At 64.2% G+C, this 14,818-nt stretch carries 20 protein-coding genes; 11 read left to right on the top strand and 9 right to left on the bottom strand.

All coding sequences use genetic code 11. The features are described 5' to 3' along the window. Positions 1-17: 17 nt before the first annotated feature. Positions 18-182, bottom strand: a complete 165-nt coding sequence (locus tag AC1DT7_RS07240; RefSeq protein ID WP_478035240.1) for a hypothetical protein — start codon at positions 180-182, stop codon at positions 18-20. Positions 183-410: 228 nt separating this feature from the next. Here AC1DT7_RS07240 and AC1DT7_RS07235 point away from each other — a divergent pair, with 228 nt between their 5' ends. The 9 genes from AC1DT7_RS07235 (at position 411) to AC1DT7_RS07195 (ending at position 8,054) form a co-directional block, all read left to right on the top strand. Beyond that, positions 411-1,097, top strand: a complete 687-nt coding sequence (locus AC1DT7_RS07235) for a 50S ribosomal protein L25/general stress protein Ctc (protein ID WP_478035239.1) — start codon at positions 411-413, stop codon at positions 1,095-1,097. Between the two features lie 230 nt (positions 1,098-1,327). Further along, positions 1,328-1,903 (top strand): aminoacyl-tRNA hydrolase, encoded by a 576-nt coding sequence (gene pth, locus AC1DT7_RS07230; protein WP_478035237.1) that lies wholly within the window; start codon positions 1,328-1,330, stop codon positions 1,901-1,903. Then, entirely contained in the window at positions 1,900-2,502 is a 603-nt protein-coding gene (locus tag AC1DT7_RS07225; protein ID WP_478035235.1) for a TIGR02466 family protein, read from the top strand. The genes pth and AC1DT7_RS07225 overlap by 4 nt, the downstream gene beginning before the upstream one ends. Before the next feature lie 115 nt (positions 2,503-2,617). After that, positions 2,618-3,718, top strand: a complete 1,101-nt coding sequence (gene ychF / locus AC1DT7_RS07220) for a redox-regulated ATPase YchF (RefSeq protein WP_478035233.1) — start codon at positions 2,618-2,620, stop codon at positions 3,716-3,718. A gap of 22 nt (positions 3,719-3,740) precedes the next feature. After that, on the top strand, positions 3,741-4,451 hold the full coding sequence (locus AC1DT7_RS07215) for a DUF2490 domain-containing protein (protein WP_478035232.1): 711 nt from the start codon (positions 3,741-3,743) through the stop codon (positions 4,449-4,451). 14 nt (positions 4,452-4,465) lie between these two features. Beyond that, complete coding sequence (locus tag AC1DT7_RS07210) at positions 4,466-4,834, top strand: hypothetical protein (RefSeq protein ID WP_478035230.1); 369 nt, start codon at positions 4,466-4,468, stop codon at positions 4,832-4,834. Between the two features lie 53 nt (positions 4,835-4,887). Further along, on the top strand, positions 4,888-6,330 hold the full coding sequence (locus tag AC1DT7_RS07205) for a hypothetical protein (protein ID WP_478035228.1): 1,443 nt from the start codon (positions 4,888-4,890) through the stop codon (positions 6,328-6,330). Between the two features lie 24 nt (positions 6,331-6,354). Beyond that, positions 6,355-7,605, top strand: coding sequence for an alkaline phosphatase family protein (locus AC1DT7_RS07200; protein ID WP_478035227.1), 1,251 nt, complete (start codon positions 6,355-6,357; stop codon positions 7,603-7,605). Continuing rightward, positions 7,605-8,054 carry a MaoC family dehydratase gene (locus AC1DT7_RS07195; protein WP_478035226.1) on the top strand — a complete coding sequence of 150 codons (450 nt, stop codon included), beginning with the start codon at positions 7,605-7,607 and terminating at the stop codon, positions 8,052-8,054. Before AC1DT7_RS07200 ends, AC1DT7_RS07195 begins: the two co-directional genes overlap by 1 nt. 20 nt (positions 8,055-8,074) lie before the next feature. On the opposite strand, the gene AC1DT7_RS07190 is transcribed toward AC1DT7_RS07195, so the two are convergent. The 8 genes from AC1DT7_RS07190 to AC1DT7_RS07155 all read right to left on the bottom strand — a co-directional run bounded on the left by AC1DT7_RS07190 (position 8,075) and on the right by AC1DT7_RS07155 (position 13,400). Further along, a complete protein-coding gene (locus AC1DT7_RS07190; RefSeq protein ID WP_478035225.1) occupies positions 8,075-8,593 on the bottom strand; it encodes a hypothetical protein in 519 nt (172 codons plus the stop codon). A gap of 121 nt (positions 8,594-8,714) precedes the next feature. Then, positions 8,715-9,257 (bottom strand): DUF5681 domain-containing protein, encoded by a 543-nt coding sequence (locus AC1DT7_RS07185; protein ID WP_478035223.1) that lies wholly within the window; start codon positions 9,255-9,257, stop codon positions 8,715-8,717. A 159-nt stretch (positions 9,258-9,416) separates the two neighbouring features. After that, a complete protein-coding gene (locus AC1DT7_RS07180) occupies positions 9,417-9,839 on the bottom strand; it encodes a hypothetical protein (RefSeq protein WP_478035221.1) in 423 nt (140 codons plus the stop codon). A 96-nt stretch (positions 9,840-9,935) separates the two neighbouring features. Further along, positions 9,936-10,541 (bottom strand): adenine phosphoribosyltransferase, encoded by a 606-nt coding sequence (locus AC1DT7_RS07175; protein WP_478035219.1) that lies wholly within the window; start codon positions 10,539-10,541, stop codon positions 9,936-9,938. Further along, positions 10,516-11,361, bottom strand: coding sequence for a cytochrome c1 (locus tag AC1DT7_RS07170; protein WP_478035218.1), 846 nt, complete (start codon positions 11,359-11,361; stop codon positions 10,516-10,518). Before AC1DT7_RS07170 ends, AC1DT7_RS07175 begins: the two co-directional genes overlap by 26 nt. 15 nt (positions 11,362-11,376) lie before the next feature. Continuing rightward, positions 11,377-12,666 (bottom strand): cytochrome b, encoded by a 1,290-nt coding sequence (locus tag AC1DT7_RS07165; protein ID WP_478035216.1) that lies wholly within the window; start codon positions 12,664-12,666, stop codon positions 11,377-11,379. Between the two features lie 11 nt (positions 12,667-12,677). After that, positions 12,678-13,262 carry a ubiquinol-cytochrome c reductase iron-sulfur subunit gene (gene petA / locus AC1DT7_RS07160; protein WP_478035214.1) on the bottom strand — a complete coding sequence of 195 codons (585 nt, stop codon included), beginning with the start codon at positions 13,260-13,262 and terminating at the stop codon, positions 12,678-12,680. Continuing rightward, positions 13,263-13,400 (bottom strand): hypothetical protein, encoded by a 138-nt coding sequence (locus AC1DT7_RS07155; RefSeq protein WP_478035213.1) that lies wholly within the window; start codon positions 13,398-13,400, stop codon positions 13,263-13,265. Between the two features lie 46 nt (positions 13,401-13,446). Between AC1DT7_RS07155 and AC1DT7_RS07150 the strand changes: the two genes are divergently transcribed. Both AC1DT7_RS07150 and hemF read left to right on the top strand, forming a co-directional pair. Beyond that, positions 13,447-13,896 (top strand): tRNA (cytidine(34)-2'-O)-methyltransferase, encoded by a 450-nt coding sequence (locus tag AC1DT7_RS07150; RefSeq protein WP_478035212.1) that lies wholly within the window; start codon positions 13,447-13,449, stop codon positions 13,894-13,896. Positions 13,897-13,975: 79 nt separating this feature from the next. Continuing rightward, entirely contained in the window at positions 13,976-14,815 is an 840-nt protein-coding gene (hemF, locus tag AC1DT7_RS07145; protein ID WP_478035210.1) for an oxygen-dependent coproporphyrinogen oxidase, read from the top strand. The last annotated feature ends 3 nt before the right edge of the window (positions 14,816-14,818 follow it).

The following is a 14,818-nucleotide window of genomic DNA, read 5'->3' as shown; positions in this document are numbered from 1 at the left end:
CCCTCTTCGGCGCCCTCTTAGTCCTCGTCTTCGTCTTCATCCCCATCTTCGTCCTCGTCACCTTCTTCATCGGCGCCGACTTCGTCCTCATCCCCGTCCTCGAGGAGAGCGCCTTCCTGCTCGTCCTCGACCAGATCGGTCGGATTCAGCTCGTTTTCCTGCACTTCGTCGTTCTCGAACATGGAGGGTCTCCGCAAAGGAATCGGCCGCGACTTTGCGGCTGACCAAGGCTGACACCTCAATGCGTCAGGCCCATTGCAGTCCTGTCCGGCCGAACCACGGCGTGCCTGGAGCGACTCCATCGCAGCGCTTGCCTCTTTCGCCCCTCTCGCCTATAGGCGCGCGCTTCCGGTCAGGGTCATCCCTGGAGGCCTGCCCGGAGATTTGAACCAAGCATATCGGAGACTGCAATGAGCGAACAGCTGACGCTCGCAGCCGAGACGCGTGGACAGGTTGGCAAGGGAGCCTCCCGTTCGCTTCGTCGTGAAGGCCGCGTACCCGCCGTAATCTACGGCAACAAGCAAGACCCCGTCTCGATCCACGTCGAGGAAAAGGCGCTGATGCGCCTGCTCATGACGGGTCATTTCATGAATTCCGTGGTGATGGTCGAGGTCGGCGGCAAGGCCGTGCGCACCCTCCCGAAGGATGTCGCGTTCGACGTCGTGACCGATCGTCCGGTCCATGTCGATTTCCTGCGCATCTCCGAGCATGCGACCGTGCACGTCAACGTGCCGGTGGTGTTCACCGATGAGGAAGAATCGCCCGGCATCAAGCGCGGCGGCGTTCTCAACATCGTACGCCACGAACTGGAACTGGTCTGCGACGCGTCCAAGATCCCCGACGAGATCACCATCTCGCTCAAGGGCACCGACGTGGGTGATTCGATCCACATCAGCGCCGTGACCCTGCCCAAGGGCGTCACCTCGGCGATCGACGACCGCGACTTCACCATCGCGACGCTGGTCGCGCCGTCGGCGCTCAAGTCCGAAGCCGTTGAACAGGCCGCCGAAGAGGCAGCCGAAGCCGAAGCAGCATCGGAAGAGCATGCCGCCGAGGTTGCTGCCGAAGCAGCCGAGAGCGAAGCCAAGGAAGGCTGAGCCAACGAACCGCGCCAGCACCGGCGTGGGACAGGATCGGGGGCAGCGGAAGCAACGGCTTCCCTGCCCCTTTTCTTTGCTCGGCGAGACTCCGTCACCTCCCCCCGTTCGGGCTGAGCTTGTCGAAGCCCTGATCTTCTCTTCTTCGGAAGACAGGACAGCCCTTCGACAAGCTCAGGACGAACGGAGATGATGGATCAACCCGGTTCAAAAATGCTCTAAGGAACACCATGCAGATCTGGGTCGGCCTAGGAAATCCCGGCGCGCAATATGCGCTGCAGCGGCACAATGTCGGCTTCATGGTCGTCGACACCATCGCCGAGATGCATGATTTCGGCCCCGTGAAGAAGGCGTTCCAGGGCTGGACCCAGGAAGGCCGCATCGGGCCCGAGAAAATCCTGCTGCTCAAGCCCGCGACCTTCATGAACGAAAGCGGCCGCTCGATCGGCGAGGCGATGCGTTTCTACAAGCTCGATGTCGGCGACGTCACCGTCTTCCATGACGAGCTCGATCTCGCGCCGTTCAAGGTCAAGGTGAAGACGGGCGGCGGCACTGCCGGCCATAACGGCCTGCGCTCGACCGAGGCCCATATCGGCAACGAATTCCGCCGCGTGCGGATCGGCATCGGCCATCCGGGCCACAAGGACAAGGTCAGTCCCTATGTCCTCGGCAACTATGCCAAGGCGGAAATGGACCCGCTCGCCGACCTGCTCGGCGCGGTGGCTGCCGAAGCGAAATGGCTGGCCGAGGGCAATGACGCCCGTTTCATGAGCGACGTCGCGCTGCGGCTTGGGGACACGAAATGACGACACGCAGCCTGTTCGCAACCCGACTCTATCAGGGCGTTCTGAACGACGCCGATTTCGTCGCGGAACTCGACCATTCGTGCCGTATCTTGGCCGAGGACGATCGCGCCGGGCGGGCTTGGTCGAAGGCCCATGGTTATCGCGGCTATACCAGCTACGCCTCGCTCAACGACCTGCCGCAGCGCGACCCGGTGTTCGGCGAGCTGGCAAAGCGGCTGAACAAGCATGTCGCGACCTTCGCGGCCGAGTGCGCCTTCGATCTCGACGGGCGCAAGCTGAAGCTCGACAGCTTCTGGGTGAACGTCCTGAAGCCCGGCGGCACGCATTCGGGCCATATCCACCCGCACAGCGTGGTCTCGGGCACGGCCTATATCGCGGTGCCGCCCGGCGCCGGCCCGCTCAAGCTGGAGGATCCGCGCCTGCCGCTGATGATGGCCGCCCCCACCCGCACGGACGATGCGCCGGAGGATCTGCGCAGCTTCGTCTATGTCGAGCCCGAGGCCGGTACCGTGCTCCTCTGGGAAAGCTGGCTCCGTCACGAGGTGCCGCCCGGCACCGCCAAGGACGAGCGGATCAGCATCAGCTTCAACTATCGGTGACCCGGAAGACGATACCGGGGCGCTGACGCTGGCATTAGGCCCGGGAAACGCCTATCTGGCCGCGCAATCACGGCGACCTGAAAGACCGGTCGCGACAATCTGACAAGGAACGAAGATGGGTTTCCGTTGTGGTATCGTGGGCTTGCCCAATGTCGGCAAGTCGACGCTGTTCAACGCGCTGACGGAGACGGCAGCGGCGCAGGCGGCCAATTATCCGTTCTGCACGATCGAGCCGAACGTCGGCAACGTCGCGGTCCCGGACAAGCGCCTCGATCAGCTCGCCGCCATCGCCGGCTCGGCCAAGATCATCGAGACCCAGCTCGGCTTCGTCGATATCGCCGGCCTGGTGCGCGGCGCCTCCAAGGGCGAAGGCCTGGGCAACCAGTTCCTCGGCAACATCCGTGAGGTGGACGCGATCGTCCATGTCCTGCGCTGCTTCGAAAATGGCGACGTCACCCATGTCGAGGGCAAGGTCGATCCGATCGCCGATGCCGAGACGGTCGAGACCGAGCTGATGCTGTCCGACCTGGAGAGCCTCGAAAAGCGCGTGCCCAACTTCGCCAAGAAGGCGGCACAGGGCGACAAGGAAGCGAAGATTGCCGCCTCGGTGCTCGGCCAAGCGCTCGACCTGCTCCGCGACGGCAAGCCTGCCCGCCTGACCAAGCCGAAGGACGAGGAGGAAGAACGCGTCTTCGCCCAGGCCCAGCTGCTGACATCGAAGCCCGTCCTCTATGTGTGCAACGTCGATGAGGGCGATGCTGCCAACGGCAACGCGCTGTCGGCCAGGGTGTTCGAAAAGGCGAAGGCCGAAGGCGCCGAAGCCGTCGTCGTCTCCGCCGCGATCGAGGCCGAGATCGCGACCATGGCGCCCGAGGAGCGCGGTGAGTTCCTGTCCGAACTCGGCCTTGAGGAAACCGGCCTCGCCCGCGTCATCACCGCCGGCTACAAGCTGCTCCACCTGCTGACCTTCTTCACCGTCGGCCCGAAGGAAGCGCGCGCCTGGACCGTCCATGTCGGCGCCAAGGCGCCGCAGGCGGCCGGCGAGATCCACACCGATTTCGAACGCGGCTTTATCCGCGCCGAGACGATTGCCTTCGACGATTATGTCGCGTTCAAGGGCGAAGCCGGCGCGCGCGACGCGGGCAAGCTGCGTTCGGAAGGCAAGGAATATGTCGTCCAGGACGGCGACGTGTTGCTTTTCCGATTCAACGTCTGAGGTCTGTACCGGGGGGTCGCACATGCCAAGCCGTTTTCGATACTCAGCATTGTGCCCCCTGTTGCTCGCCGCACCGCTTGCGCTGGCGGCAACGCCCGCTCACGCGCAGCAGCAGGACGAGCAGCTATGGCTTCAGGTCAACACGAACGTGCCGCTCGCCAAGCGCGTGCGCGTCACGCTCGAGCAGATCGCCCGTTTCAGCGACCGGCAGGACGGACTGTACCAGACCGAATTCGGCGCGCTGCTCGGCTTTCGTGCGACGAAGAATATCGAATTCGGCTTCGGCTATCGTTGGGTCGGGGCGCATAACGGCAATACCGGCGCCGACGAGGATCGCCTGCGCCAGCAGATGGTCGGCACGTTTGGCCCCCTCACCACGCGCTTCCGCGTCGATGAGCGTTTCAACCCGCGCGGCAGCGCGGTCGGTTTCCGCATCCGCCCGCTCATCCGCTATAATCATCGGGTCGGCGCGAGAGGCGTGGCCCTGTTTGTCAGCCACGAAAGCTTCTTCCTGCCCAACAGCACGAGTTGGGGACAGCGCAGCGGCTATGAGCGGATGCGCAATATGGTCGGCGTGACGCTTCCTCTCGGACGTGCGGTCACCACCGACATCGGCTATCTCAATCAATATCGCCTGGGCCGCGATGGCGCCGAGGCGCAGATGGATCACGCGCTGAGCGTCCAGATGACGATCAATCTGAAGGGCTTCACCGGCGCGCCGGTGCACGACTGACCACCGGCACGCCGATGGGGTTGTCCCATGGGGTCTGCCTGCCTATTCTCGCGGTCATGGTCGCCCGGCTGATCCTGTCGCTATTGCTCGCCGCCTTTGCGCTGCCTGCGATGGCGACCGTGCCGTGCCATGACGAGACAGCCCCTGCGATGGTAATGGCCATGCCGTCACCCGGCCATCACCCTGCACCCGCTCCGGCCACACCTGACGACCGGGCGATGGTGCATGCCTGTATCGGCTGCATCCCGCCCTCGACGCTCAAGGCCGGGTCCGCCGCCATTTTCCTGGCGAAGACCGTCGAAATCCGCATCGCCGGTCCGATGAGCTTCGATCCCGGCAGGACGCCGGCACCCGCCACACCGCCTCCGCGCGCAGAGGCATGATCCCGGGGGCGTTACCGCCCCGATCATGTTCCTCTTTGCGAGAGTTCCTTTCGATGATTCGACACAAGCTGCTCGCGGCCACGGCCGCGGCGGCGCTGATGCCAATGGCCGCATCAGCGCAGACCATGGACCATGGCATGCATATGCCGGCACCGACACCCACGCCTGCCCCGGCGACGGGGCATGAGGGCCAACAGCCCGACACACCCACATCCGACATGCCTCACGATATGCCCGCGATGGATCACGGCATGCCCCCCGACATGTCGATGCCAATGCCGGCTCCCGCAGCGCCGCCGGGCCATCAGGGCCACCACGCCGGCATGGTGATGCCGGACGACGCCCCGCCGATGACGATGCCGGCCATCGCCTATGGTTCGGGCACGTCCCGCCTGCCCGCTAATGAGGGCATGATGCACGGCCTGCACATTCCGGCAGGCCACTGGATGGTGATGCTCCACGGCTATGCCTGGGGCGCCTACACCGATCAGGGCGGGCCTCGCGGCGACAAGGAAGCGTTTGTCGAATCGATGGCGATGGTCACTGCCTCGGGCGCCGTCGCCCCCGGCGTGCGCCTCCAGTTCCAGACGATGCTCAGCCTCGAACCGCTGATGGGTGCCAAAGGCTATCCCAGCCTGTTCGCTACGGGAGAGACGGCGGACGGCGTCACCCATCTGGTCGATCGCCAGCACCCGCACGACCTGTTCATGGAGCTGTCCGGCCGGGTCGATGTCGATATCGCCCCCGATACCAGCCTGTTCCTCTATGGCGGCCCGGTTGCCGAGCCGGCGCTTGGGCCGTCCGCCTTCATGCACCGGGCCTCGGCGCAGTATCTGCCGCTCGCGCCGATCACCCATCACTGGTTCGACAGCACGCATATCACCTATGGCGTGGTGACGGCCGGCATCGCGACGCCCCGCTTCCAGTTCGAAGGATCGGCTTTCCACGGCCGCGAGCCCGACCAGTATCGCTGGAACATCGAAACGCCCAAGCTCGACAGCTGGAGCGTCCGTGCGACCTGGACTCCCTCGCCCGCCTGGGCGATTCAGGTAAGCCATGGCCGGCTGGAGAGCCCCGAACAGCTCGAACCGACCCGCAACGAGGCGCGCACCACGGCAAGCGTCCAATATGCCAAAGGCGGTCTCTCCACGACGTTCGCCTTCTCCGCGAAGAAAGACCTGCCCGGTCGCACCTCGACCGCCTGGCTGGCCGAGGCAAACTGGAACATCGACCGGCACCATAGCCTGTTCGGCCGGGCGGAGAATGTCGCCAATGACGAGCTCTTCCCCGGTCATGCCGATCCGCTTCACGACCGCATGTTCCGGGTGAGCAAGGTCGAGGGTGGCTATGCCTATCGACTGAAGCTGCCCGGCCCGTTCGGGCTGGCCCTTGGCGGCGCCATGGCGGCCTATGTGAAGCCGGCCGCGCTCGATACTGCTTATGGTACCGCGCCGGTCAGTTACACGCTGTTCGCCAAGCTCTCGCTCGGGCAATAGGCGGCGAATCTCACGGAGTCGCCGATGGCCAGCTTTCGCCCGCTTCTAGCTGCCCTGCTCGCCATCGGCGCTTCCGCCTGCGCCGCGATGTCGCCCCCGCCACCCACTGACCATTCGGTGCTGACGGGCGAGCAACGTGCGCCCGTCACCATCCTGATCTCGATCGACGCGTTCCGCCCTGATTATATGGGCAAGGGGGATACGCCGGTGCTGGACGCGCTGGCCAGACAGGGTGTGCAGGCGACCATGCGGCCCAGCTTCCCGACCCTGACCTTCCCCAACCATACTACCCTCGTCACGGGCCTGCGGCCCGACAGGAACGGCATCGTCGCCAACACGATGTATGACCCGAAAAGGCCGGGCGTGCGCTTCTACAGCAAGGAACTGGAGAGCTCCGACCCCTTCTGGTGGGCCGAGTCCGAACCGTTATGGATCACCGCCGAGAAGAACGGCATCCATGCCGCCACCATGTTCTGGCCCGGCGAGGAGGCCGCGCACGGCAACGTCCGGCCATTCGACTGGGTCAGGTTCGACCCCAATTTCACCAGCGAGCAGCGGGTGCGCACGGTAACGGACTGGATGCGGCGGCCGGCCGAGATCCGCCCCAGGTTCGTGACGATCTATTTCGATGATGTTGACAAGGCCGGCCACAAGTTCGGGCCTGCGGCGCCAGAAACGCGCGACGCGGTTCGGCTGGTCGACCGGCTGATTGGCGATCTCAAGACCGGGCTCGATAGGATGTACCAGCCGGTCGATCTCGTCATCGTCTCCGATCATGGCATGCGTGCCATTCAGCCTGAGCGAACCGTGTCGCTCGATCGGATTCTCTCCCGGGAGAGCTACAGGCTGGCGAGCTACGGCCCGTTCGCCACGCTCGATCCGATGCCGGGACAGGAGGAGGAGGTCGCCCGCGTTCTGCTGGCGCCGAACCCCAACATGACATGCTGGCGCAAGGCGGACGTTCCGGCGCGCTTCCATTACGGGGCCAATCCCCGGGTCGGCGCGTTTGTGTGCCAGGCTGCCTCCGGTGGTGAGGTGATGCTTGGCATGCCGACCAACAAGGGCGATCACGGCTATGAGCCCGACGATCCCGACATGACCGCTTTATTCCTGGCCAATGGCCCGCGCTTCCGTCGCGACGCGAAAATTCCGGCGAAATTTGATAATGTCGATCTCTATCCCATGCTTGCCGACTTGATCGGCGTTACGCCCCTGCCCAATGAGGGCAACCCGGCAACCCTGGCTGCTCTGATCGCCCCGAAAAGGAAAGATTGATGCAATATTTCGAGGACATTGAGGTCGGCACCAAGGCCAGCTTCGGTCGGTACGAAGTGACGCGCGACGAGGTGGTCGAGTTCGCCTCGAAATATGATCCCCAGCCTTTTCACCTCTCCGATGAAGCGGCGGCGGAAACGCATTTCGGCCGACTCTCGGCGAGTGGGTGGCAGACTTGCGCGATGACCATGTCGATGGTGGTCGAAAATCTCAAGGCAAACAGCCAGGCTGGATTAGGATCGCCGGGAATCGACGAACTGCGCTGGCTGAAGCCGGTCTATCCGGGCGACATCCTACGCTGCGAAACCGAGATCCTCGACAAACGCGCGTCCCAAAGCCGGCCAGAGATGGGCAGCTATCGCAGCAGGATGACCGTACTCAACCAGGACGATATCCCGGTGATGACCTTCATTTCGATCGGGCTGATCCGGACCCGCCCGGCAGGCTGAGGCGTTCGCCTGGCTTGCGGTCAGCGCCGATCGCCGCCCCCCCTGCCGCCGCCTCCCCGATGTCCGCCACCACCGCGATTGCCGAAGCCGCCGCGGTTGCCGCCACCATTGCCACGGATTCCCTCGCCACCACGGTTCCCGCCCTGGCCACGAATAGCGCCACGGTCGCGGAACCCGCCGCCACTGCGCACGGCACCATGGTTGCCGCCGAAATCGCGCCACATCGGCCGGACATCGCGCCGGTCGCGATGCCAGTTTTGCGAACGCCCCTGCCAATAGTTGCGCTGGCCGTCGTTCCAGCGATGGCGGCGGTTCTGGCGATCAAAGACATAATAGCCGGTGCCCGGATAATAATAGTCGCCGTACCAGCCCCAATAGGGGTTGCCGCTATAGCCGCCATAATAGGGGTCCCAGTCGGTATAGCCGACCGAGACGCCCCCATAGCCGCCGCCATAGCCATAGCCGTCGGTCGCACAGCCGGAGAGGCCGAACCCCGCGGCAAGCGCGAGCCCAGCGATAGAAATCTTGAAGGGTGACATTGACGCAACTCCCGTGATGGGAGCGCCGATGTGGTGCGGCAGCGGCGCTTCGATGCCTGATCAACGGTACAAGGCCCGCGCGGTTCCAGGCCTCGACGAGGACGGCGGCACAGTCCGCGGCTCATTCGCCGTCGCTGTCCGGCACCTCCCGCACCACCACGGTGCCGCTACGCGAATCCACGACGATGTCGTCCTGATAGGAGGAACAGGGCACCATCCGCCCCTCGCTGTCCGACCATTCGCGCCTGATCTCTTCCCGTTCCAGCACATTGTAGAGCGCGATCTGCGCCCGCTTCTGTTCGGCCTCCGCCGCTTTCACCAACTGGGTCCAGCGATATTGCGCGGTCTGGTTGCCCTGTCGCGCTGCCGTCGCCATCGCCCGCAGCACCGCTTCGTGAGTCGACAGCTCGATTTCCGCGCCGTCCTCCTCGACCATGACCCGGCGATAGGCTTCGGCCAGGATCATTTCCCGGCCCGGCTCTGCCGCTCCGCGCAGCCTGTCGCCCGGCGCTCCGGTTGCGCGGGGCCGGCCGGCTGGATTGCCCGAATGGCCCTTGCGGAAACGATGCTCCACCGGCGGCTTGCCATATCCCGTGCCGCCCGCCTCGCTGACACGACTCGACGTTTCGCCATCCTTGCGTGATTCAACCTTGCCCTTGGCCATGCGACGACTCCCTTCATGATTCACGTCGCCTCCCTCAAACCCGATTCCGCCGCATGGTTGAATCAAGCCCCGGTTCCGTTGCCCGCGGCATTTCCCTGTTCGCGGCGGGCAATTCCCTGTTCTCCGCTGCAAAATTCCCTGTTCCGGCATAACAGGGAATCAACCATCAAGACGTTGATACAGGCTGATTATTTTGGCAAAATCAGCATGACTGAAGCACCCGAAAAAACGAATTTCCCTGTTAATTTCCCTGTTACCACCATCGGAACAGGGAAAATCGCGCCGTCCGACACCGTTGCAAGCCTCGGCTATCGCCCGGACTGTGCCCGACAGGCGCGGCGTCTGTGCCTGCTCGGCGCCGACCCAGCCGACATCGCCGATTTCTTCGAGATTTCGATCGAGACCTACCAGGACTGGCACCGGCATTATCCGGACTTTGCCGAAGCCATCGCTACTGGCCGGCGCTTGGCCGACGAACGAGTCGAGCGGTCGCTCTACGAGCAAGCGATCGGCTATGACCGGAAAAGGGTGAGGGTCATCAAACCGGCGGGCAGCGAAGAGCCGGTCGTCATGACGTGGCACGAACCAGTCCCGGCGGACCCGGACGCTTGTGCCCTCTGGCTGACGCTGGGGCGCTTGGGCTTCTTGGGAGATGCGACGCCCGAAGCGCCTGCCGGCTCAGTGCCCGTCGAACGCCACCAGCGAGCCGACCTCGATGCCGTCGGCGCGCAGCGCATCGGCACCGCCAAGTTCGGGCAGGTCGACGACGAACCGGGCCTGGGTCACCAGCGCGCCGGCCTTGCGCAGCAGCCTGACGGCGGCACGCGCGGTGCCCCCGGTCGCGATCAGGTCGTCGACCAGCAGCACGGTAGCGCCCGGCGCGCAGGCATCGGCATGCATCGCGATCCGGTCGGTGCCATATTCGAGGGCATAATCTTCGGCGATCGTCGCGCCGGGCAGCTTGCCGTCCTTGCGGATCAGCAGCACGCCGGCGTTAAGCGGCGCAGCCAGCGCCGCGGCGAAGATGAAACCGCGGGCTTCGATGCCGGCCACCAGGTCGACCCTGCCGTCGACCGAAGCGGCCATGCGCTCGATGCTGAGGGCGAAGCCCTGCGCGTCGAGCAGCAATGTCGTGATGTCGCGGAACATGATCCCCGGCTTCGGAAAGTCGGGGATCGTCCGGATCAGCGCCCTGAGATCGTCATTGTCGCGGCCGGTGTCTCCACCGGCCGCCAGAGTCTCAGAGGTGCCGACGGTCTCAATGCTCCTTGTCGCGCCAGACATTCTGATAGGCCCCCCAGGCAAGGAAGCAGAAGATCAGGAGGAAGATCAGCACCGCAAAGCCATATTGATGACGCGCTGTCAGGTTCGGTTCCGCCGTCCACACCAGGAACGCAGACACGTCCTTGGCCATCTGGTCGACCGTCGGCTTGGTGCCGTCAAGATACTGTACCTGGCCTTCGCTGGTCAGCGGCGGCGGCATCGCGATGTTCATCGTCGCGAAATAGGGGTTCGCGTGCAGGCCCGCGGGCGTCTTCACGTCCGGGAATTCCTTGAGCATCTCGGCCGACTGGGGCTCGTAGCCGGTCAGGAGCGAGTAGACATAGGCCGGGCCGTCATGACGCGCCTTGGTCATGAGCGAGAGGTCGGGCGGGTTCGCATTGTTGTTTGCGGCGCGCGCGGCGATCTCGTTCGCGAAGGGCGACGGGAAACGATCCGACGGGATGTTCTTGCGGGTCGCGGGCTCGCCGGTGTCCGGATTGATCGAGGGCTGCTCGATAACCCACTGGTTGGCGATCGCCTTCACCTGGGCTTCGTTATAGCCGATCTTCTGGAGATCGCGGAACGACACCAGATGAAGCGAGTGGCAAGCCGAGCAGACTTCCTTGAACACCTGGAAGCCGCGTTGGAGCTGGCGATTGTCGAACTTGCCGAACACGCCGTTGGACTCGAGCTCGAGTTCCTTCGGGTGCTTGTGCCATTCGCTCGTCTCGATCGACGGTGCCGCCGGATCGGTGATCTGACCCCAGACGGTCCAGGAGAGAGCCCAGGCGAGTACGACGACGAACGCCGTACCGACCAACATTGCAAAAAAGCGGACCATTGTAGCTATTGCCCCTTATTCGGCCGCGAGCGCGGTCTGCGCCGTCGAGGTGCCGCCATGCTTCGCCAGGACCGCCTCGGTGATCGAGTTGGGCAGCGGCGTGGGGCGTTCGGCCCGCGAGATGATCGGCAGGATGATCAGGAAGTGCGCGAAATAATAAGCGCCGCAGACCTGGCTGAGGATGACGTAGAGTGGCGTCGCGGGCGAACCACCGCACCAGCCCAGGATCAGCACGTCGGCCACCAGGATCCAGAAGAACACCCGATAGGTCGGCCGGTAATTGGCCGAACGCACCGGCGAGCTGTCGAGCCAGGGCAGGAAGAACAGCAGCAGGATCGACCCGAACATCGCCAGCACGCCCCACAGCTTCGCCGGGAGGATGAAGTCCGAGGTGAAGGCGCGCAGGATCGCGTAGAACGGCCAGAAATACCATTCGGGAACGATGTGCGCAGGCGTGGAGAGCGAGTTCGCCGGGATGTAGTTGTCCGGATGACCGAGATAGTTCGGCGCGAAAAACAGCAGCACCGCGAACAGCACCAGGAACACGCCGAGACCTACGCCGTCCTTGGCAGTGTAATAGGGGTGGAACGGAACCGTGTCCTGCTCGCCCTTCACTTCCACGCCGGTCGGGTTGTTCGAACCCGGAATGTGCAGCGCCCAGATGTGCAGGATGATGACAGCCGCGATCACGAACGGCAGCAGATAGTGGAGCGAGAAGAAGCGGTTCAGCGCTGCCTGGTCGGGGGCGAAACCGCCGAGCAGCCAGATGCGGATGGATTCGCCGACGACGGGTATCGCCGAGAAGAAGCCGGTGATCACCTGCGCGCCCCAGAAGCTCATCTGCCCCCAGGGAAGTACATAGCCCATGAAGGCGGTCGCCATCATGAGGAGGAAGATGACCACGCCGAGCAGCCAGACCATTTCTCGCGGCGCCTTGTAGGAACCGTAGAAGAGGCCGCGGAAGATGTGGATGTACACGACGATGAAGAACATCGAGGCGCCGTTCGCATGCGCATAACGCAGGAACCAGCCGCCATTCACGTCGCGCATGATATGCTCGACCGAATTGAATGCGCCGTCAGCCGTCGCGCCATAATGCATGGCGAGGATGATTCCGGTGATGATCTGGATGCCGAGCGCGGCCCCGGCGAGGACGCCGAAGTTCCAGAAATAATTGAGGTTGCGTGGCACCGGGTAACCGGCACCGACGGCGTTATAGACGAGGCGCGGAACGGGCAGCCGCTCGTCGACCCACTTCATCAGTGGGTTGGTGGGTGCATAATGCTTGGCCCAGGGAAAGCTCATGATGCGTTACCTCAACCGACCGTTACGGTCGTAGCGGAATTGAAGGTGTATTCGGGCACCGCGAGATTCTTCGGGGCCGGGCCTTTGCGGATGCGCGCTGCGGTGTCGTACGCCGAACCGTGGCACGGGCAGAAATACCCACCGAACGGGCCGCGATTCTCGCCTTCGCCGGCGCCCAGCGGCACGCAGCCGAGATGGGTGCACACGCCCAGCGTGATCAGCCAGTTGGTGTGGCCCGGCTTGGTGCGCTCGGCCAGGGTCTGCGGGTCGCGCAGCTCGCTCACCGGGACCGCCTCGGCCTCGGCGATTTCCTTCGGCGTCAGGTTGCGCACGAAGAGCGGCTGCTTGCGGAACGAGGTCTTGATCGCCTGGCCGGGCTGGATCTTCGACAGATCGATCTCGGTGGTCGACTGCGCGAGCACGTCGGCCGACGGGTTCATCTGGTTGAGCAGGGGCAGCACGGTGACAGCACCGCCGACGCCGATCCAGGCCACAGCCGCGATATTGATGAAATCGCGGCGGCGGGGATCTTCCACCTCCTCATGGAACGGTGCCGGGTCTTCCCCAGGCGGTACGGCGGTATCAACAATTGCCATTCACTTGCCCTTGCACTTCATGTCGCGGCGACGTTCGGCGAGGCGCTTTGCGAATTGTCCGCGCACGCCCACCGACCCTCCGTCCCCACGGAGGCTGGCGGCCTGATAGACGCGGGCGGTGCGCTTTGCCAACAGCATTTTAGCCCTGTTGTTACGGTAGCGGGCAAAGGCCTAAGCGAGATGCATGCGTGTGGCACTTTACCAACCCGATATCGCCGGCAATGTCGGCACGATCCTTCGGCTTTCCTCCTGTCTGAAGGTCGGGGTCGATCTGATCGAACCGATGGGATTCGCCTGGGGCGATCGCGCCCTTGCCCGCGCAGGCATGGACTATCTCGACACAGCCCAGGTGGTTCGCCATGTCGACTGGTCCGCCTTCGAGGCCCAGGTACCCGGGCGCATCGTGCTGCTGACGACTCAAGGCGGCGTACGCATCGACGAGGCCGTCTTCCAGCCGGACGATGTGCTGCTGATGGGCAGCGAGAGCGCCGGCGTGCCGCTGCATGTCCATACGCGCGCCGATCTTGCGGTACGCATTCCGCTGGTTGAGGGCATGCGATCGCTGAACGTCGCGGTCGCCGCGGGAATCGCGCTGGGCGAGGCATTGCGGCAGACCAAAGGCTGGCCGGCCTGATTCAACGCCCGTGCCGGCGATGGCATGGGACAATCCGTCTTCTCGACTTCGAGGGATTCCATCGGCAAAGGCGTGACCTATGGAACTCGACACCGAACAATCCACCGCCCGCGCCTGGTTCGAAAGCCTGCGCGACCAGATCTGCGCCGAATTCGAATCGATCGAGGCCGAGGCCGGATCGGACGCCTGCTTCGACTATATCGCCTGGGATCGCACCGATCCTTCGGGGGAACCCGGCGGCGGCGGCGTGCGCGGTGTGATGAAAGGCAAGGTCTTCGAAAAGGTCGGCGTCAATATCTCGACCGTCGGCGGCACCTTCGAGGGCGACTTCGCCAAGTCGATCCACGGCGCGGGCGAGGATCCGCGCTTTTTCGCCACCGGCATCAGCCTGGTAGCGCACATGGCGAACCCGCATGTGCCCGCCGTCCACATGAACACGCGGTTCCTGGTCACCACGAAACGCTGGTTTGGCGGCGGAGCCGATCTCAATCCTCCCCTGCCCGTCGCGACCGATACCGAGGATTTCCACGCGACGCTGAAGACGGCGTGCGACGCGCATGATCCGGCGCATTATCCGCGCTTCACGAAATGGGCCGACGACTATTTCTACATCCCTCACCGCCAGGTGCACCGCGGCGTGGGCGGCATCTTCTACGATCACCTGGAGGGTGATTTCGCGGCAAACTTCGCCTTCACCCAGGATGTCGGCCGCGCCTTTCTCGATGCTTTTCCGCGGATCGTGCGGCGGCGGATGGGGGATTCGTTCACCGAGGCGGATGTCGCCGCACAACGCGCCTGGCGCGGCCGCTATGCCGAATTCAACCTGGTCTATGACCGCGGCACTTTGTTCGGGCTCAAGACCGGGGGCAATATTGACGCGATTCTGATGAGCCTGCCGCCGGTCGCCACATGGGAGTGATGG

The sequence above is a fragment of the Sphingomonas sp. P3_C6 genome (assembly GCF_056402595.1).
Note: the sequence above shows the minus strand (reverse complement) of the source record. Positions and strands in the feature narration are given on the sequence as shown.